Source organism: Fictibacillus sp. 7GRE50, assembly GCF_015903875.1.
GTDB classification, from domain to species: domain Bacteria; phylum Bacillota; class Bacilli; order Bacillales; family Fictibacillaceae; genus Fictibacillus; species Fictibacillus phosphorivorans.
Genome location: NZ_JACZDW010000003.1, coordinates 168226 through 187911, shown reverse-complemented (window position 1 = coordinate 187911; position 19686 = coordinate 168226). Strand labels below are relative to the sequence as shown.

General features: G+C 38.1%; 17 protein-coding genes and 1 other annotated feature. Of the genes, 15 read left to right on the top strand and 2 right to left on the bottom strand.

Features of this window, described 5'->3' with window-relative positions:
• Window positions 1–180: 180 nt before the first annotated feature.
• Window positions 181–389: a binding site (T-box leader), on the top strand.
• A gap of 153 nt (window positions 390–542) precedes the next feature.
• Genes aroC through aroA form a run of 4 tightly spaced genes read left to right on the top strand, consistent with a single transcriptional unit; the run spans window position 543 to window position 5198 of the window.
• On the top strand, window positions 543–1712 hold the full coding sequence (gene aroC, locus IHV12_RS12130; protein WP_197191054.1) for a chorismate synthase: 1170 nt from the start codon (window positions 543–545) through the stop codon (window positions 1710–1712).
• Window positions 1713–2786 (top strand): 3-dehydroquinate synthase, encoded by a 1074-nt coding sequence (gene aroB, locus IHV12_RS12125; protein ID WP_197191053.1) that lies wholly within the window; start codon window positions 1713–1715, stop codon window positions 2784–2786. It begins immediately after the preceding gene.
• Window positions 2787–2802: 16 nt separating this feature from the next.
• Window positions 2803–3900 carry a prephenate dehydrogenase gene (locus IHV12_RS12120; RefSeq protein WP_197191052.1) on the top strand — a complete coding sequence of 366 codons (1098 nt, stop codon included), beginning with the start codon at window positions 2803–2805 and terminating at the stop codon, window positions 3898–3900.
• A gap of 14 nt (window positions 3901–3914) precedes the next feature.
• Window positions 3915–5198, top strand: coding sequence for a 3-phosphoshikimate 1-carboxyvinyltransferase (aroA, locus tag IHV12_RS12115; protein ID WP_197191051.1), 1284 nt, complete (start codon window positions 3915–3917; stop codon window positions 5196–5198).
• A gap of 44 nt (window positions 5199–5242) precedes the next feature.
• Here the strand turns inward: aroA and cbpA are convergent, their stop codons facing one another.
• A complete protein-coding gene (gene cbpA, locus IHV12_RS12110; RefSeq protein WP_066394129.1) occupies window positions 5243–5893 on the bottom strand; it encodes a cyclic di-AMP binding protein CbpA in 651 nt (216 codons plus the stop codon).
• Between the two features lie 164 nt (window positions 5894–6057).
• Here cbpA and IHV12_RS22895 point away from each other — a divergent pair, with 164 nt between their 5' ends.
• The 8 genes from IHV12_RS22895 to IHV12_RS12075 all read left to right on the top strand — a co-directional run bounded on the left by IHV12_RS22895 (window position 6058) and on the right by IHV12_RS12075 (window position 14849).
• Window positions 6058–6180, top strand: coding sequence for a hypothetical protein (locus IHV12_RS22895; RefSeq protein WP_255520073.1), 123 nt, complete (start codon window positions 6058–6060; stop codon window positions 6178–6180).
• A 109-nt stretch (window positions 6181–6289) separates the two neighbouring features.
• Entirely contained in the window at window positions 6290–7909 is a 1620-nt protein-coding gene (gene abc-f / locus IHV12_RS12105; protein ID WP_197191050.1) for a ribosomal protection-like ABC-F family protein, read from the top strand.
• Between the two features lie 148 nt (window positions 7910–8057).
• Window positions 8058–8195, top strand: a complete 138-nt coding sequence (locus IHV12_RS12100) for a hypothetical protein (RefSeq protein WP_197191049.1) — start codon at window positions 8058–8060, stop codon at window positions 8193–8195.
• 60 nt (window positions 8196–8255) lie between these two features.
• Window positions 8256–9797 (top strand): FAD-dependent oxidoreductase, encoded by a 1542-nt coding sequence (locus tag IHV12_RS12095; RefSeq protein ID WP_197191048.1) that lies wholly within the window; start codon window positions 8256–8258, stop codon window positions 9795–9797.
• 221 nt (window positions 9798–10018) lie between these two features.
• On the top strand, window positions 10019–11758 hold the full coding sequence (locus IHV12_RS12090; RefSeq protein ID WP_197191047.1) for an ABC transporter ATP-binding protein: 1740 nt from the start codon (window positions 10019–10021) through the stop codon (window positions 11756–11758).
• Window positions 11755–13533 carry an ABC transporter ATP-binding protein gene (locus IHV12_RS12085; RefSeq protein WP_197191046.1) on the top strand — a complete coding sequence of 593 codons (1779 nt, stop codon included), beginning with the start codon at window positions 11755–11757 and terminating at the stop codon, window positions 13531–13533. Before IHV12_RS12090 ends, IHV12_RS12085 begins: the two co-directional genes overlap by 4 nt.
• A 96-nt stretch (window positions 13534–13629) precedes the next feature.
• Complete coding sequence (locus tag IHV12_RS12080) at window positions 13630–14385, top strand: TspO/MBR family protein (RefSeq protein ID WP_197191045.1); 756 nt, start codon at window positions 13630–13632, stop codon at window positions 14383–14385.
• Between the two features lie 23 nt (window positions 14386–14408).
• A complete protein-coding gene (locus IHV12_RS12075) occupies window positions 14409–14849 on the top strand; it encodes a hypothetical protein (protein WP_197127915.1) in 441 nt (146 codons plus the stop codon).
• Between the two features lie 49 nt (window positions 14850–14898).
• Here the strand turns inward: IHV12_RS12075 and IHV12_RS12070 are convergent, their stop codons facing one another.
• Window positions 14899–16227 (bottom strand): oligosaccharide flippase family protein, encoded by a 1329-nt coding sequence (locus tag IHV12_RS12070; RefSeq protein ID WP_197127916.1) that lies wholly within the window; start codon window positions 16225–16227, stop codon window positions 14899–14901.
• 128 nt (window positions 16228–16355) lie between these two features.
• Between IHV12_RS12070 and IHV12_RS23085 the strand changes: the two genes are divergently transcribed.
• The 3 genes from IHV12_RS23085 to IHV12_RS12055 all read left to right on the top strand — a co-directional run bounded on the left by IHV12_RS23085 (window position 16356) and on the right by IHV12_RS12055 (window position 19578).
• Window positions 16356–17627, top strand: coding sequence for a M24 family metallopeptidase (locus tag IHV12_RS23085; protein WP_197191044.1), 1272 nt, complete (start codon window positions 16356–16358; stop codon window positions 17625–17627).
• Between the two features lie 87 nt (window positions 17628–17714).
• Window positions 17715–18212: a hypothetical protein gene (locus IHV12_RS12060; RefSeq protein ID WP_197127918.1), complete on the top strand. Its 498-nt coding sequence runs from the start codon at window positions 17715–17717 to the stop codon at window positions 18210–18212.
• 160 nt (window positions 18213–18372) lie between these two features.
• A complete protein-coding gene (locus tag IHV12_RS12055; protein WP_197191043.1) occupies window positions 18373–19578 on the top strand; it encodes a GTP-binding protein in 1206 nt (401 codons plus the stop codon).
• Window positions 19579–19686 lie beyond the last annotated feature (108 nt).

The window sequence follows — 19686 nt, the reverse complement described above, 5'->3', positions numbered from 1 at the left end:
CTTTAAAGGGATTTCAAAAGAATGTCAAGTACTTACACAAAAAAAGTAAAAATTATTTTCCAGCCTGTTTTACAAGCTTTTTGACATATAGATGAAGGTAATGTAAATTTTAAGAAAAATGAATGAATTTCCTTTACAACAGCGCTTCAACGTGCTAAAACTGTTTATAACTTTATAAAACAAATCGCAATGAAAGAACAGCAGTAGTGAAATGGTTCCCTGTTATTAGAGAGCTGATGGTGGTGCAAATCAGTACATAGCCTTTCACGAATTACAATTCTTGAGCATGCTTTGAAAAAGGCCGGAAAAATTTCCGTTAACAAAATGAAGGTGGCAAAGATATATTCTTTGCTGTCAGGGTGGTACCGCGATGATAATTCGTCCCTGCTTATTAGCAGGGATTTTTTTGTACTATCAGAACTATTTTTACAAGTGCAATAAGTAAAAAAGGGAAATGTTATGTACAACTAAGGCTGACTCAAAGATAAACGGTTCAGCAAAGATTTTTCTATAAATAAACAGGCAAACGGGAGGAATAGAACATGAGATATTTAACAGCAGGGGAGTCACACGGCCCTCAACTCACAACAATCATTGAAGGTGTACCAGCAGGTTTGCCTCTAGTAGCAGAAGACATTAACGAAGAACTAGCTAGACGTCAAAAAGGGCATGGGCGCGGACGTCGAATGCAGATTGAGAAAGATCAGGTTCAGATCGTAAGTGGTGTACGTCACGGAGTAACGCTCGGCTCGCCGATCACACTCATTGTTGAAAACAAAGACTTTACTCATTGGACGAAGATCATGGGTGCTGAACCTCTCGAAGACGACAACGCAGAAGTGAAACGTGTTATCTCTAGACCTCGACCGGGTCATGCAGATCTAAACGGTGCTATCAAATACAATCATCGAGATATGAGAAACGTGCTAGAACGTTCTTCAGCCCGAGAAACAACTGTAAGAGTTGCAGCAGGTGCTGTTGCGAAAAAGGTCCTTAAAGAACTTGGTGTTGAAGTTGGAGGACATGTGTTAGAACTAGGTGGTGTAATAGCTGAGAATACTTCCTATGAATCGTTAGAAGAACTTCGTGAAAAAACGGAGGTCTCTCCTGTTAGATGTTTCGATAAAAATGTTGAAAAGACGATGATGGATGCCATCGATTCGGCAAAAGAAAACGGAGACTCGATCGGTGGGGTTGTAGAAGTAATCGTAGAAGGTATGCCAGTAGGCGTTGGAAGCTACACCCATTATGATAATAAACTCGATGCAAAATTAGCAGCAGCTATTATGAGTATCAATGCATTTAAAGGTGCTGAGATCGGTATTGGTTTTGGAGCAGCACGAAAACCTGGAAGTGAAGTGCATGATGAGATTGTTTGGGATATCGAACGTGGTTATACAAGAAGAACAAACAACGCAGGAGGCTTTGAGGGAGGAATGACGACCGGAATGCCAGTTGTTGTCCGTGGTGTGATGAAGCCGATTCCTACTCTATACAAGCCGCTAAACAGTGTGGATATTGAAACAAAAGAAGTCTTCGCCGCAAGCATTGAACGCTCTGACAGCTGTGCAGTTCCTGCAGCAAGTGTTGTAGCAGAATCTGTAGTTGCTTGGGAGCTTGCAAGTGCCCTAGTCAATCAATTTGGACAAGATAACATGGAAGTGATTAAGAAAAACATCGTGCAGTACCAAGAACGTGCAAGGGTGTTTTAAATGAACACGATACACATAACAACACCTTCAAAGAACTACCCGGTTTTTATTGGTGAAAAAGTAATTGATCAGCTTAAAGTAGTTCTTGAAAATCTGAATCCTTCACCTAAGAACCTATTGATCATAACAGATGAAAACGTTGGAGCCCTCTATTTAGAAACCGTACAAAAAGTGATCGGTGATGCATTCACTCATGAAACGATACAAATTCAGGCTGGTGATGATCAAAAGTCTTTTGAGAATTATATGGCTTGCCAAAGTTTTGCTCTAACTAAAGAACTCGACCGGTCATCTGTTGTTATTGCGCTTGGAGGCGGTATGATCGGAGACCTTGCTGGATTTGTCGCAGGAACCTATATGAGAGGAATTCGCTTTGTTCAAATCCCGACTTCTATACTCGCACATGATAGTGCAGTAGGTGGGAAAACGGGTATCAATCACCCTGAAGGTAAGAACATGATCGGGGTATTTCATCAACCTGAAGCGGTGATCTATTCCACAGACTTCTTGACTACCTTACCACTTAACGAAAAAAGATCTGGCTTTGCGGAGGTCGTAAAACACGCATTGATTGCTGATGAAAATCTATATCGTTCGTTAAGAGAAAACGTTAAAACCATTGATGATCTAAAAGGTGACTGTCTACAGCAAGCTCTTATAAAAGGCATCGAAATAAAAAATGCGATCGTCACACAAGACGAGAAAGAAAAAGGAATTCGGGCATATTTGAACTTTGGTCATACACTCGGCCATGCTATAGAAGGAGAGCTTCAATACAAAGGCATCACTCATGGTGAAGCAGTTGCATTAGGTATGCTATTTGCACTTTCACTAAACGAGGGCACAGAAAATTTAGGAAAAGAACTAAAACTGTGGTTAACATCTTTAGGTTATCCGTCATTTCCTAAGCATTTATCTTCTTCCTCATTAATCAATCGTATGAAAAAAGATAAGAAAGCTGAAAAGGGCATGATTCAAATGGTGCTGCTGAACGGTTTCGGTAAGCCCTATTTATCACCTTTTACTTCAGAAGAATTAGAGCGTAAATTATCTTCTTTTATAGGAGAGATTTAAAAAGGAGTATGAATACATGAAGAACGTCTTACTAATAGGGGTTGGATTGATTGGTGGTTCAATCGCTCTTTCTATCAAACAAGAACACGAAGCAACAATCTATGGGTACGACGTTTATGCTGACAACAGTGTAAAGGCAGCAGAAATAGGCGTGATTGACGAAGCTGTTACAAACTTTACTAGGATTGCCCCAATAGCAGATCTAATTATAATTGCAACACCTGTTGAAGCAACGTTGCAGGTGATGGAGAAACTAGCTACCATTTCACCTGTAATTAAAGCGTTAGTTATGGATGTTGGAAGCACAAAAAAATCAATTATGAATAAAGCAGAGGAAATGGCCGTTTCTGGTATTCGTTTTATTGGTGGTCACCCTATGGCTGGATCGCACAAAACAGGAGTGGAAAGTGCAAAGGTACATCTGTTGGAAAATGCCTTTTATTTTTTGACACCAAACTCCTTAACTACTGAAGTAGATATCGATGAAGCAAAGACATGGTTAAAAGGGACAAGAGCAAAATTTCTCGTTACTGATCCAGATGAACATGATTTTCTTACTGGAATCATAAGTCACTTTCCGCATCTTGTCGCCTCAAGCCTTGTGAGGATTGCGCAAAATCATGCGAAGGAAAAACCGTTGATACAGCAACTTGCAGCAGGAGGGTTTCGAGACATTACGCGTATTGCTTCAAGCTCTCCTAAAATGTGGAGTGATATTGTCAGTCAAAATAAGTCACATCTTCTTAAACTTTTAAATGAGTGGAAAAATGAGATGGATACGGTGATTGAGTTCGTTGAAAAGGGAGATGAATCGGAACTCTATGATTACTTTGAAGGTGCAAAATCATTCCGAGATTCCTTACCTGTTCGATCAAAAGGTGCGATTCATCCATTTTCAGATCTATATGTGGATATCCTCGATAAGGTAGGTGCTTTATCTCACATTACTGCACTACTGGCACAATCAGAAATTAGTATTATTAATTTGAGTATTTTAGAAGTAAGAGAAGGACTCAACGGAGTACTTCGATTGAGCTTCCAAGATGATAATGATCGAGACCAAGCACAAGACATTCTACAGAATGAGAATTATTTAACTCAAATTACTTTATAAGGAGGCACTATTCTATGACAAAACAATTACAACCCATTCAACGACTAAAGGGATCTATTAAAGTGCCTGGAGACAAATCTATTTCACATCGAGCAGTCATGTTTGGGTCCATTGCAGAGGGTCGGACGACAATTGATGGTTTTTTAACAGGTGAAGACTGCTTAAGTACTATTTCTTGTTTCAAGAAACTCGGCGTTTCAATTCTACAAGAAGGTGAAAAAGTAACAGTAGAAGGAAAAGGACTTACTGGATTAACACCACCTTCAGAAGATTTGTACGTAGGGAATTCGGGTACTACGATTAGGTTGATGCTAGGCATTCTTGCTAACACACCTTTTGAATCGATCTTAACAGGTGATGATTCGATCGCAAAAAGACCAATGAATCGTGTTACCAAACCTTTAAAAGAAATGGGAGCTACGATTGATGGAAATGATTCAGGAAACAAGGTTCCACTTCACATTAAAGGTGGCGAAACACGAGGTATTCATTACACCTCTCCAATCGCTAGTGCTCAAGTAAAATCGGCTATTATTCTAGCAGGATTAGATGGAGAAGGAACAACTTCTGTAAAAGAACCCTTCAAATCGAGAGACCATACAGAACGCATGCTAAAAGCGTTTGGAGTAGAAGTCGAAACGGATGATCTATCTGTTTCGGTCGCAGGTGGCCAGAAGTTAAAAGGAACTCATATTGAAGTACCAGGTGATATTTCTTCAGCTGCCTTCTTTTTAGTGGCAGGTGCGGTCGTTCCAAACAGTGAGATTACACTAAAAAAAGTAGGGTTAAACCCAACTCGTACTGGAATATTAGATGTGCTGAAGAATATGGGGGCAGATATAGCTTACCAAAATAAAAATGATGAAGCTTCAGAACCTTTTGGAGATTTAGTCATCAAAAGCTCTGCCTTAAAAGGAACGATTATTGAAGGCGATCTTATTCCTCGACTGATCGATGAAATTCCAATCATAGCTCTAGCCGCAACACAAGCGGAAGGAACGACGATTATAAAAGATGCACATGAACTTCGAGTTAAAGAAACAGACCGAATTGAGACCGTAGTGAACGAGCTTAAGAAAATGGGTGCAGATATTGAAGCAACAGAAGATGGTATGATCATCCAGGGTAAGTCTTCATTACAAGGAGCATCTGTACAAAGCTACGGTGATCACAGAATCGGAATGATGTTAAGTGTGGCCGCTTGTATAGCAGAAGGTGAAACAACACTTGCAAACAGTGAAGCAATAGCTGTTTCGTATCCTTCATTCTTTGAACAACTGAATGATCTTACAAAGTAAAGAAAAAACATTCCCTTTTCATGAAAAGGGAACGTTTTTTTGTATTATTGAACACTTGAAAATGTTCTTAGATCTTCAATGTCTGCCACCTTGAATCCATTCGCTTCTACTCGGTGAACAAGTTCATCGATCTCTTCACGCGATACACTTTCATTGAAAGTGATAACAACTCTGCGAAGAAATTGCTTACCCGCGTCTTGGGTAAAAACACCTTCAATATTGTATTCTTCATGAATAGCTGTAAATAGCTTTCTTAACGAACCTTTTCCTTCTGTGGTTGAAACCGTTAAAGAATAACCACCTTTCTTAATGCCATAAGAATCTTCTAGTATATCCATTACTTTTGAGTGAGTAATGATTCCTAAGAAGTTATGATCATCATCGACCACAGCCATAAAAGGTAAGCGTCTAATCGTGAAGAGCACTTTGAAATAAGCTGTATTCTCATGAATAAAAGCGTCTTTCTCCTCTACAATTCTACTAACATGGTCTTTCACTGATCCAACATTATCAATAATATAATCAGAAGTAGTCTCTTTAAAAAGAAGACCTACAAATTTTTGTTCTGATTCATCCAAAACGGGTATGCAGCGATACCCTGATTGGATAATAGTATATCGAGCTTCGCTGATTGACATGTTCTCTGTTACATACGTTACTTTAGATTTAGTTAGATAGTTGGATTTTACTTTCATAAGACACACCCTTTTCAGAATAATATAAATATTTAAAACTATTTCGACAAAAAAAGCAAATAACCTTTCTTTTTACTCAACTTTATTACTAATTGCATATTAAGCAATAATACCATATACTATTACTAGAATATTTAATAAATTTTTAAAAGGAGGTGTAAGGCATGCTTAAAGGTGTACAAATGTTTAACTGGTTGGTTGTTTTCCGTGCAATTACTTATGTATTTTCTAAAATTGGCGGAGTCTGTCCATTTTCAGTTAAAACATTAAAGTACATCACAAAGTAACCTTACCCTATCCTTTTTTTATTGTTAGTAACCATGGGCAGGTATGTTGCTCATGGTTTTTTTGTATACAAAAAAGGGCAGTGGCATTGGATTAAAAGGAGAAAATGAAATGATTATATGCACTGTTCATAAAGTTAAGAAAATGTATGGCGGAAATGAAATACTAAAAAACATATCTTTTGAAATTCACGAACAAGACCGAGTAGGTATAGTCGGACAAAATGGTTCAGGAAAAACGACTCTGTTTAAGCTGCTAAGCGGGATTGACCATCCGGACTCAGGTTCTATAGCCATCAGGAAGGATGCAGAAATCGGATATTTAGAACAACTTCCTGAGCATACGGAGAATATGAGGGTACATGATGTGGTTTCTGCAGCCTTTCAAGAAATCAATGAGATCGAATTTAAAATTCAACATGTTAATGCATTGTTAAGTGATCCAGATCAAACACACCGATTAGACAAAAATCTGAATAAGCTCTACAGACTGCAAGAAGAATTTGAAGAGCTTGGTGGTTATGCGATTGAGTCGAAGATAAATGGCGTTCTGGCTGGTTTAGGTCTAACTCAACTCTCTCAACACCTTTTTAAGCAACTAAGTGGAGGAGAACAAACGAAGGTGGGTCTAGCTTGTTTGTTATTAAAAGAGCCTGAGCTTTTACTCTTAGACGAACCTACCAATCATCTTGACATCGAAACAATGAATTGGTTAGAAAATTATCTTCAAAAATATAAGGGTTCCGTAATTATTATCAGTCATGATCGCTACTTTTTAGATAGAGTTACATCAAAGACGATTGATATAGAAGATGGTGAATGTACCTTATATCATCAAAGTTACTCAGGTTTTGTCAAAGAAAAAGAGAATAACCTTCTTCTAGAATTTGAGAAATATGAAGAACAGCAAAAGAAAGTTAAAAAGATTAAAGAGTCGATCAAACAACTAAGAGATTGGGGAGCACGTTCAGGAAATGAAAAATTCTTCAAAAGAGCGAGGAACATGGAGAAAGCCCTTCAACGAATACAGAGTATGAAACGCCCCAAACTGGAACGTAAAAAAGCAGCTTTCGAATTTTCAGTAAACAAAAGAAGTGGCCAAGATGTAGCGGTAATTAAAGGGCTTAGTAAAGAAATCGAAGGTCGCTCCATATTAAGTAATCTCGAATTGCAGATACGATATGGTGAGAAAGTAGCCCTCGTTGGTAAAAACGGTTCTGGAAAAACAACACTGCTAGAGACCTTGCAAACTCTTGAAAACTGCAGCGGCACGATAAAGCTTGGACCGTCTGTTTCAATCGGTTACCTTTCTCAAAAAGGCCTTATTGCTGAATCAACTCAATCCGTACTTGATATCTTCAGAGAAAAAGTACCGATGGAAGAAGGAGAAGCTCGGCATCACTTAGCAAAGTTTTTGTTTTACGGCGCATCCGTTTATAAAAAAGGAAATGAACTTAGCGGTGGAGAACGAACACGACTCAGACTTGCACAGCTTGTTTATGAAGGATTTAATTTCTTAATACTCGATGAACCGACAAACCATTTAGATATTGATTCACGTGAAGCCTTAGAACTAGCACTAGAAGAGTTTAATGGAACAATTCTATCAGTCTCACACGATCGATACTTTATGAACAAACTCTTTGAACGTACCATTTGGTTAGAAGAGGGAACCCTAGAGAGTTATAGTGGAAATTTTGATTATGCACTTGAAAAGCGGTTAGACATTTAAATGTAACTATCCTACTGATATACAGGTTATTTTAAATAGCCTGTTTCTTTTTGGTTATATTTTGTTGGTTTTATAGTGTTGGTTTTCGTTCAAGGGACGTGACCTCGAGGTGCTAGCCACTGCAACTAGACAGGTGAGACACTTATACGTGAAACGTACGAATGTGCCTCACCGCCTGCCCCGTGGAAAGCGAGCAACCTGGAACGAAATCGACTACTTCCAAAAGCTTCAAGATATTCGAAAAAAGTCTTTTAAAAAGAGCCTTCTTTTATTCATTTTCTACTGATTGTTCTTTCAATGTATGGGGAATAATGGTGAGAAAACGTGTCTAAACAGGAGGGATCTTATGAGTAACTATGAAAATAACATGCCGCAGTTTCCAGAACCGATTTGGAGGCAGCAATTAAATCTACCTACATACTCTGTATTGAATGAAGATAATCAAACGGAAGTAGTGGTTGTAGGAGCGGGGATAAGCGGTATTACTACAGCTTATCTTCTAGCGAAAGAAGGCAAAAAGGTTACACTGATTGAGGCAGGTAAAGTAATTAATGGAACAACTGGTCATACAACAGCAAAGATCACTTCTCAACATGATGTTATCTATGATCACCTTATTTCACATATAGGGTTAGAAAGAGCACGTCAGTATTATGAATCAAATGAACAAGCTAAACAGTTTATTGAGAATCTTGTTAAACAAAACAATATTCATTGTAACTTTGAGAAACACGATGCATTTCTATATGCAAACACTGAGGAAGGCATCAAAAAGCTTAACAAAGAAGCTGATGCTTATCAACAGTTAGAGATCGATGGTGAGTTGGTCGAACAAATTCCATTTAACATACCGCATAAAAAAGCACTTGTTATGAGAAATCAAGCGCATTTTCACCCTGTAAAATATTTAGCAGCATTATTACAAGAAATGGAGTCGCTAGGTGTTGAGGTCTACGAAAACACGACAGCAACAGATATTATAGAAGAGAAACACAAAAAAGCTATTGTGCAAACAAGTAACGGACACAAAATTACTGCCGACTTTGTAGCTTGTTGCACACATTTTCCGTTTTTTGATGGAATGGGTTTTTATTTTACAAGAATGATGGCAGAGCGTTCATATGTATTGGCTGTAAAAACACAAGATACATTTCCAAATGGGATGTATATGGGAGTAGATCAAACCTCATTTTCCTATCGGTCTATCTTACAAGATGGAGAAAAGATTGTACTGCTTAGTGGAGAAAGTCATCAAACTGGACAAGGAATCCCGACTCATCAGCACTATGAGGCTTTATTAAAAGAAGCGAAAAAATCGTTAAACTTAGATAGGGTACTTTATCGCTGGTCTGCTCAGGATTTAATCACACTAGATAAAATACCGTTCATCGGAAAGCTTACACATAAGCATGATCACATTCTTGTGGCTACAGGTTACAAAAAGTGGGGAATGACGACAGGCACACTTGCTGCTTTAATCATTAGAGATCATATCTTAGGTAGGAAGAATGAATTCGCTGAACTCTACAAGCCCCAAAGATTTCAAGCTGATCCCTCTGATATTAAACAGTTTATCAAGGAAAACGCAGATGTTGCTAAGCATTTTGTTTCTGGGAAGTTAGACAAACCGTCAAAACATCCAAGAAGTTTAAATAAAGATGAAGGTTGTGCCGTAACGGTTGACGGAGAGAGATGTGGGGCTTATCGAGATCAAAACGGAGAACTTCATATCGTAGATACGACTTGTACACATCTTGGTTGTGAGACAGAGTGGAACAGCGGTGATCGAACATGGGATTGTCCTTGTCACGGTTCGCGTTTTTCATACGATGGTTCAGTCGTTGAAGGGCCAGCGAAAAAACCTCTCAAACGTGTAGAACTACAATAAACGAACAAGAATGACTTATTAAAGTGCTTCTTTGCTTTAATAAGTTATTTTTTTGGTTAAACATTAAATTTGAATAAAAATCTTTCATGTTTAATATAGTTCTAACTAAATATCAATGAATTTATTCTTATATTTTCAAAAAAATAACAAGTAAAAATAATGAAAATTTTATGAATTTAGTATAAAATAAAGTGCTTGAAAGCGAGAGGGGGAAATGAAATATGAAGCTTTTAAGAGAAACATTAAAGCACTTTAAGCCTTATTGGAGGGGACTTCTTCTTGCTTTTATCTGTTCGTTGATCGGTGGCGCCTTTACGGTAATCCCACCCATACTAGCAGGAAAGCTTGTTGATGAGATTCTGCCGAATGAGATGACGGATATGATCGGTTGGTTAGTGGCAGGGGTTCTTTTCTCGTTTTTATTTAAGGTGATATTTGAATCCTTACAAGAATTTATTCAAATTCAGATCGGTTTAGATGTTATCACAGATATGCAGATGCGTGCATTTGGACGGTTGCATAAAACACCAATGTCATTCTTCACGACTACACCTCGTGGAGATATGCTATATCGTCTCACTCACGACGTAGAAGCTGTACAGAACTTAAATAATACGGTCGTACCTCGATTCGTACAACAAGTAGTGAGTGCGGTCGCGGCCTTTATTGCAGTGTTTGCTCTATACTGGCCAGTAGCTATAGTTATGTTCTGTGTATTCGCTATCTATCTGTACCCATCCTTTAAACTCGGAACGACTATGAGAAAAATGAGTGCTGTTCAGAGGGATATGCGTGCAGATATTTATCACCACCTTCAAGAAAGCATCGAATCAACAAGACTAGTTCGTACTTTTCAAACACAAGAAAGAGAAATACATACACAAGATAAAAAGCTAACAGATTGGAAGGATTATTCCATACGTGCTGCTTTGATCGGAAAAGTAAACTGGCGTCTTGGTAATCTATTCAATATTGCTACACCCGGAGTAGTAATGCTTGTTGGAGGAATGGCGGTCTGGAATAATACCATTTCGGTAGGAACACTTGTTGCTTGTTTAGGGTTTATTCCTACGATGTTTTTTCCCATTCGTTCACTCGCTGAGAACGCATTGATCATTCAGCAAGCTATCCCTGCTCTTCAACGAATCTATGAATATTTTGACTTACCTAAAGAACATGAAGATGACCTACCAAACATGCAACCGATTCGTGGGGATATTGATGTTGATAATCTTTGGTTTCGTTATCCAGGTAAAGAAGAATATGTGTTAAAAGGCGTTTCACTGAATATGAAAGCTGGGCAGCATATTGGAATCGTTGGTACGAGCGGTGGTGGAAAATCAACACTTATTCAATTGCTGCTTGGTCTTTATGAACCCGAAGCAGGTTCTATTGAAATCGACCAACAAAACCTGTTTGAGTTCAATAGAAATTCTTTTCGTCAGCAAGTAGGAGTCGTCTCTCAGGAAACGTTTCTTCTTAACAACACACTGAGGATGAACTTATTATATGGAAGAAAAGATGCAACACAAGCCGATTTAGATGCGGCATGTGATGCTTCAGGACTTACAGATTTTGTAGCCGCCTTACCAGAAGGCTATGAAACAATTGTTGGTGAGCGTGGACTTAAGCTTTCTGGTGGACAAAGACAACGCGTTGCTCTTGCAAGAGCTATTCTTCGACATCCTGCTCTATTAATCTTTGATGAAGCAACTTCTTCACTCGATGGGGAAACAGAAGAACGCGTTCAGTCTGCTCTTGATGAACTCATACCAGGCAGAACGACAATCACGATTGCACACCGGCTGATCACCGTTAGGGATGCAGATAGAATCGTACTCCTAGACAAAGGTGTAGTAGCAGAATCGGGTACTCATGATGAACTTCTTGCAGAGCGAGGACAATATTACGAACTTTATATGGCGCAATACAGTGAATTAGAAAAGGAGAGAGCGATATGAGCCAAACGAATTTGAAACAAAAAAATCGAGATGGCAGACGCGTTCTAGCCTTTTTAAAACCACATAAAAAATGGGTATTTGCTGATGCGTTTGTTATCGCTATATCTCAAGTATTTTCCGCGCTAATTCCGACGCTTGCACTCGGTTGGCTTGTGGATAAAATTCTACCAGGTGAGTCCAATCAACTATTATGGGGATTGATGTGGCTATTGATCTTTGCCGCAGTTGCTGATTTAATCCTGATGGTTATCGATGAGTATTTTTGTCACCAGGTCGCGAAGACCGTAACGAACTGGCAAAAGTTAAGACTGTTTAAACATCTGCAAAACTTACCTTTTTCCTTTTATCAAAACAACCAATCTGGTGAGATGATGGCTCGTGTTTCTGATGATCCGGATACACTCCATAATTTCTTGGCTTGGGAAGGGTCAACCTTTATGGCATCTGTACAAGGTGTTATTTTATACAGCATCGTACTTTTGTGGATTCATCCTTATTTAATGATTACGAGTGTTGTGTTGGGTGTTATCTTTTATTTAACATCAAACGCTGTCGGTCAACGCACACGACAATCTTCGGCGAATGCCAGAAAAGAAGCTTCTCGTTATCTTGAGAGACTTCGTGAGTCTGTAACCGGTATCCATCTTTCACGAGTTTTGGGCGTTTCCGATGGTGAGGTTTCAAGTGTTGCTGAGATTAGAAAATCATTCATAAAAGAATCTCGTCATGAATTAAAAGCAAGGATGCAATCCATCGTGGTAATCGGAAGCTACAATGGACTTGCATTAGCAGTCGTTTATGGTCTTAGCGCATACTTAATCTGGAACGATAAATTAACAGCTGGTCAGATGCTTACTGCTGCAGGTCTTGTGGCAATTGCTGCTAATGAGATGCAGAGAATGTTAAGAAACTGGCTTTCAGTAAGAAGGACCGGTCCTGCATTAGATCGCTCTGAACTTTTACTCAGCCAAGAAGTATCAAGTGCTGAAACAGAAAAAGGATTCATTCCACAACAAATTGAAGGGGAAATTGAATTTAGGGATATAGCATTCGGTTATCCTGAAAAAGACGATAAAGTTTTAAAAGGGTTATCATTTTCCGTAAAATCCGGAGAAGCAGTAGCACTTGTAGGGCCGAGCGGATCTGGTAAATCGACTGTTGTAGATCTATTACTGCGATTGTATGAGCCTGAGAGTGGGGCCATCTTTATTGACGGAAAAAACGTATCAAAAATTGATGCAGGGTGGCTTCGCTCACAAGTTGCGATCGTTTCACAAGATGTACAGCTTCGAAATGGTTCTTTAGCTGATAACTTACGAATCGCCAATCCTGAAGCAACTGATGATGAATTGATAAGTGCACTCGAAGACAGCGGTCTCGGTGAATTCTTACTTACTCTTCCGGATGGACTCAACACGCTAGTTGGAGAAAGAGGGAGTCTATTATCAGGAGGACAGAAGCAAAGGCTTTCATTAGCAAGAGCTCTTGTAAAAGATGCGTCTATTTTAGTTCTTGATGAAGCGAGCTCTGCCTTAGATCCCATCACAGAAGTACAAGTCAACGAAGCGATCAATAAAAGAAAATCAAAACAAACGCTCATTATTATTTCGCATAGACTTTCAACCGTCTTAGCTGCCAATCGAATTATTGTCATAGAAAACGGAGTAATGATCGAGGACGGAGTTCATGATGAATTGCTGAAGTCTGATAATGGCGTATACAGCAGGTTGTTTAAACGTGAAGCGGATATTGGGACACAAGCATTTAGCAGTTAAGAATGGTAAGGTAATCTAACTTAGATTGCCTTTTCCTCATAATTCCACTCTAATTTGGGTATATATGAAACTATATATCCAAAGGAGGGAACCTTCATGTCAGCAACAATTAGAGCTTTTCTGAATATCGCAGCACTCGCCGCAGTAATCTTTGTTAATTATTTGGCCAATGCATTACCTTTGAATGGAAGAACAACCGGAGAGTTATCAGCAAAGTACAATGTGTTGATCACTCCAGCAGGTTATGTATTTTCCATATGGGGACTCATATATTTGCTATTAACGATCTGGGTGATCATTCAAGTGATGCCTAAGAACCGAAATGAGACCGTGTATAAAAGCATCGGCTTATGGTTCGTTTTGAACTGTATCTTAAATTGTACATGGATATTTGTTTGGCATTATGAACTTCTAGGTTTATCTTGGATTGTGATGATCGGTCTCTTATTGTCACTCATCATGATCTATACGAAGATCCAAAATCAAGATAACCAGTCTTCGTTCGTTCGACTTCCATTCTCGGTCTATCTAGGATGGATCAGTGTGGCAACAATCGTAAATACAGCGGTCGTGTTAAAGTATGGCGGTTGGAATGGTTTTGGACTTTCATCTGTTACTTGGACAGTGATCATGCTTATTGTTGGTACGGGATTGGCGATCTTTTTTACGATTCAAAACAAAGATATCATTTATCCGCTCGTCTTTGTTTGGGCTTATATCGGAATAGGTGTTAGACATAAGGGTGAGATAGACGTTCTCACGTATACGAGTTTTTCACTAGCTATTTTACTTTTGATCTTTATAATTTGGAGAGCTGTCACTAGAAAAAATGGAGAAACAGCAATGAAATAGGAACTTTAGAGGGAGAGTTACGAATGGTTAAGTTATCGATGCCGGTAGGTTTGTTGATGGAGTCAGCATTAGCAGGTGGTGTTTCGGGGGAAAGACTACTAGAAGTGATTGAAACTAAGGATTACGAAGCACTCCGGCATGTTGGGAAAGAAGAATCAAGCTGGACTTTCTTTTTTGAGTTTGCAGAACAAAACCGGGAAACTGTTGTTTCTGCGATTACATCGGGTTATACCTTTAAATTTATAACAATTAGAGGATTGTTGAACTTATTGCAGACCAAATATAAACTGAAAGAAAACGAAGACTTTTTAATGAATGAATCTGGTATAGACATGAACCTCTCAGATGAACAACTCGATTTTCTTCGTTCTCGAATACCTTCACAATGGGTCTTCAAAAAACAAGAACAATCACAGTACTGTGTTCAGTCTTATTTAGCACAAACCATTTCAACAAGTGTGTAGTTAAGACTAAAGCGCTTAAGCGAGAAGCATATCCCGCTTAAGCGCTTTTTTAATCTTGATAGTTATTTCGTGCACTTAACCACGTGTTGATTCCGATCGCTTTACATACAGAGAAGTAATGAAGAAGCATCAATAGCACGGAACCTGCATTCATACCAATGATGATGCCATGCATCCCTAATGATGGTTGTGACCCTAACATGTACATAAGGACAAACGATAACGTTGTTGACCAAACCGACTGAACAAATGCTGTTGTAATTAAGCCTAGACCGATCAGATAAGCTTGGAGAGGTATTAGGAAAAAAGTAAATAAAAAACTTGGCCACAACAATTCTAAATACGTAGCTGCGGATTGTGAATGAAAGAACATTAAGGTAAGTTTTTCTGAAAACATTAAGAAGATTGCAACAGCTGGAAAACCGTATAATGCAGTTATGCCCATTACACGAATAAGAAGGCTTTTTAATTTTTCTACATCTTTTTTAGCCGTAGCTTCTGAAACTGTGGGTATTAAGACGACTAAAAGAGAGTGAGCAATAAATGCTGGGAAGAAGCCAATTGATATTGCTACACCTGCTAATAAACCAAACTCTTCTGTTGCGGCAACTCCTGAAAACCCTGCAAGTGACAGTGAATATTTGATCAAAAACGGCTGTATGGCGTTTGTAACAGCATGAAACAGACGTAAGCCAGTAGTAGGAATGGTTACAGCCATAAGGCTCCTAGTCACTTCGTTTGATGAAAGATGTTCATTGTTGTGATTTTGCATTCTTTTGTATTGAATTAAATAAGCCGTGAAGAGATAGACGAAAACGATGAGTTCACTGCCTACAAAAGTTGCTAGGGCTATAAGGATTGCCGTTTCATTATCAAACGAGAACAATTGATAGATGCCTGTTAATAAGATGAGCTGAGCTAATTTCCGAAATAAGTTTGAGAATGCCAGTTTGCCCATCTGTTGTTTACCCATAAAGAACCCTCTAGCAATAGATGTTAGGGAGATTAAAGGGATTAATATGACCATAAGCCATCTAACTAAAGGATGATAACTATTGAATACGGGTATGAAAGGCAGGATCACTAAAGCGAGCACAATCATAGCTACAGTCAACAATATAGTCATCTTTGTAGCATGTTTCAACATGCTATAGTGTTGTTTCTCCTCTTTTTCTGCAACGAACTTTGAAATGGAGATCGGTAATTCCAAACTCGCTACAATAATGATTAAGATGACCGTTGGAAAGATCGACATATAATGCCCGAGTCCTAATTCACCTAGTTCTCTTGCTAACACCATGTTCACAATGAATTCTAGACTTTCACCAACTAATGCAGCAGCAGCAAGCAGCAATACTCCTCTAAAAAATATATTCATACGATGAGTGCATCTCCTTGTACACGTTGTCCTTTTATTCATATGCAAAAAAAAGGAAACAAGACCTCGAAGGACTTTAAACATTGAAAGAGAAAGATAAGCATATAGCAGAACAAGGAGAGATTAATGTGACATTACATACAGAACAAAATGCAAATCAAATTCTATCATTATCAGAACAAGAAAAGATTATGGATCAGTGGCTTTTTGAAAGGCTAGAGCATTTATTGCCTTTTTTAATGAAGAAGCATAACGTTGATATGTGGGTAACAATCGGCAAAGAATACAAGGAAGATCCAATAGGGAAAACTTTCTTTCCATCTTCGATCGATAGTTCAAGAAGACTAACCATACTTGCATTTGTTAAGGATATCCATTCTGACGAAATTAAACGGTTTGTTATCTCTTCAAACAAAAACTTCGAACCTTATTACTCATGCTTCCCACTGAGAGATAGTGAAGACTCTTTTACCGGTTTAAAACGATTGGTTGATAAATACGACCCTGAATCCATAGCAATTAATACTTCATTGCATTATGCTTTTTGTGATGGATTAAGTCACTCAAATTATGAGGAATTAGTGAAAGTCTTAGGGAAGCGACATAAAGAAAAATTGATGTCATCTGAATCCATTGCAATTGACTGGTTTCAAACAAGGACAGAGTCTGAACTTAATTCGTATAAAACATTAGAAGGCATAACAAAAGAAATTGTGAAACAAACGTTTACGAACGAACTAATCAAACCTCATGTAACCTCAACAAAAGAAATAGTTGGGTGGATCAGACAATACGTTAGAGATCTAGGGTTGAAAACATCCTTTCATCCTACTGTAGATATTCAAAGAAAAGATGGATCTTCAGACCGATTGGAAGACGTTATACGTCCAGGCGATATTCTACATCTTGACTTTGGCATTGAATATCTAGGTCTTTGCACAGATACACAACAATTAGCTTATGTTCTTAGAGATAACGAAAAAGAACCTCCTGCAGGGCTAATAAACGCATTAAGTGAGGCGAACAAATTTGAAGATTTTTTCTTTGAAGAAAGTAAAGTAGGAATGACGGGTAATGAAGTTTTTTTAAGTGTACTAAAAAAAGCAAAACTAAATCATATGGACGCCATGCTTTATTCACATCCGATCGGCTATCATTGTCATGGAGCAGGACCGATTATCGGACTGTATGATAAACAAGAATATATTCCTGTTCGGGGAGAGCTAAGGATTGAGAATAACACATGCTATGCACTAGAATTTAACATTAGACATTTCATACCTGAATGGAACAAAGCTGTTCCAATCTATCTAGAAGAGACGGTTTGTTTTATAGAAGGAAAAATGCAATTTTTTACAGGCAGGCAAACAGAATTCTATTTAATCGAGCCTAAGTGGTAATAAAATACATTTGAAATATCTATTCACCTCTAGTACAATGAGAAACTGTGTGTGTTTCAGCTTGTTGTAGGGGAGAGATTAGATTAAATGCTATTGCTTGGACAAGAACAAGACAAAGAAACAAAACTCGATCGCAACGAACTCGAGTTTCAATTATTGCGTATGCAGAACGATATGAAGCAAATTGCTAAAAGTTATGATGTGATCGGTGTGGATCAAACAAAGGACGATAACCTTGTGATCGTATATAAATCTGAACAATTGGATCAATGTAAAATTATGATTAATGACTGTGAATCAAGGTATGATGGATGGGACTTTTCAATTGATGCAGTTTATGAAGATGAAAACACTCTGCATATTGGTGATATTAAAGGACCTGCTAACAAAGGTTACGGCTCAATCTGTATGCATTATTTGAAAGAGACGGCATCAGATAAGAATATTCCAACAATCAAAGGCGATATTGCAAAAAGAGATTGGGGACATGTAGAGCGGCTTATCCATTTTTATGAGAAGCATAATTTTGCTATTGAACTTGATCCAGAAAACAAATGCGGAAAAATTGAATGGAACGATTTTTAAGAAAAAGACGTGTATCGTAGTGAACACACGTCTTTTTTTTGTGCTTTTTTATTCATAAACATGAGAAAAGTAAGAACGTAAGCATTTAAGCCTTGACTTGTTTTGAAACCTGATCTACGATATTAATCGTAATCATTACGATTTAAAAGGAGTTTCATACATGTTACATACACTGACAAAACGAGTTCCAGTTACCGTGTTGAGTGGATTTTTAGGAGCAGGTAAAACCACATTAATGAACCATGTCTTATCAAATAGAGACGGATTAAAAGTTGCTGTTATCGTTAATGACATGAGTGAGATCAATATTGATGCTGCATTGATAAAAAATGAGACGCAGTTATCTAGAACAGAAGAAAAACTCGTAGAGATGACAAATGGCTGTATTTGCTGCACCCTAAGAGAGGATCTACTGATAGAAGTAGAAAGAATCGTAAAAAACGGTGATATTGATTATATTCTCATAGAATCAACGGGTATAAGTGAGCCGATTCCAGTTGCACAAACTTTCACTTATCTAGATGAAGAATCAGGTGTAGATCTTGCTTCTCTATGCAAGTTAGATACGATGGTAACAGTAGTTGATGGAAATCGATTCTGGAACGATTTTTCATCCGGAGAAAGCTTATGGGATCGACAAGCAGCATTAGATGAGACCGATAAGAGAGAAGTGGTAGATCTGATAATTGATCAGATAGAATTTTGTGATGTTTTAGTTTTAAATAAGTGTGATCTATTGAAGAAAGAGGACCGAGAAGAACTCAAAAGAGTATTGAAAAAATTACAACCACAAGCAATACTAATTGAAACAGAATTCGGTAAAATAGATCCGAAAGACATTCTATCTACAGGTCTTTTTGATTTCGAGAAGGCAAGTGAATCAGCAGGATGGATGAAAGAGCTTGAAACAGATCATATTCCAGAAACCGATGAGTATGGAATCTCTTCTTTTGTATACCGAAAGAAAAGACCTTTTCACCCAGCAAGACTTTTTACTTTTTTAGAGAATTGGCCAGCTGAAATTGTTCGAGCAAAAGGATTTATTTGGGTAGCCTCTCGAAACGATTGGGCAATTTTGTTAAGTCAAGCAGGTACGAGTATTATCTTCCAGCCAGCAGGTCAATGGGTGGCAGCACTGAAGAAAGAAGAACAAGAAGAAATAGTAGAAGAAGAAAAGAGTCATAATCCAAACTGGGATGAAGAATATGGTGATCGAATTACTGAACTAGTGTTTATAGGAATTGATTATAACAAAGAACAACTGTTAGAACAGTTAGATCATTGCTTATTAACTGACTCTGAAATGAATAACGAAGATTGGGGTGAGTTTAACGACCCGTTACCTCGTTTTCCTGAAAGTGAATAAAATTAACATACGAATCCATTCTGGGTTCGTTTTTATTCTGCTCAAAACTTTATAAAGGATTAACAAAATGTTAGCATGAGCACTCTCCATAACCTTACATATTCACTA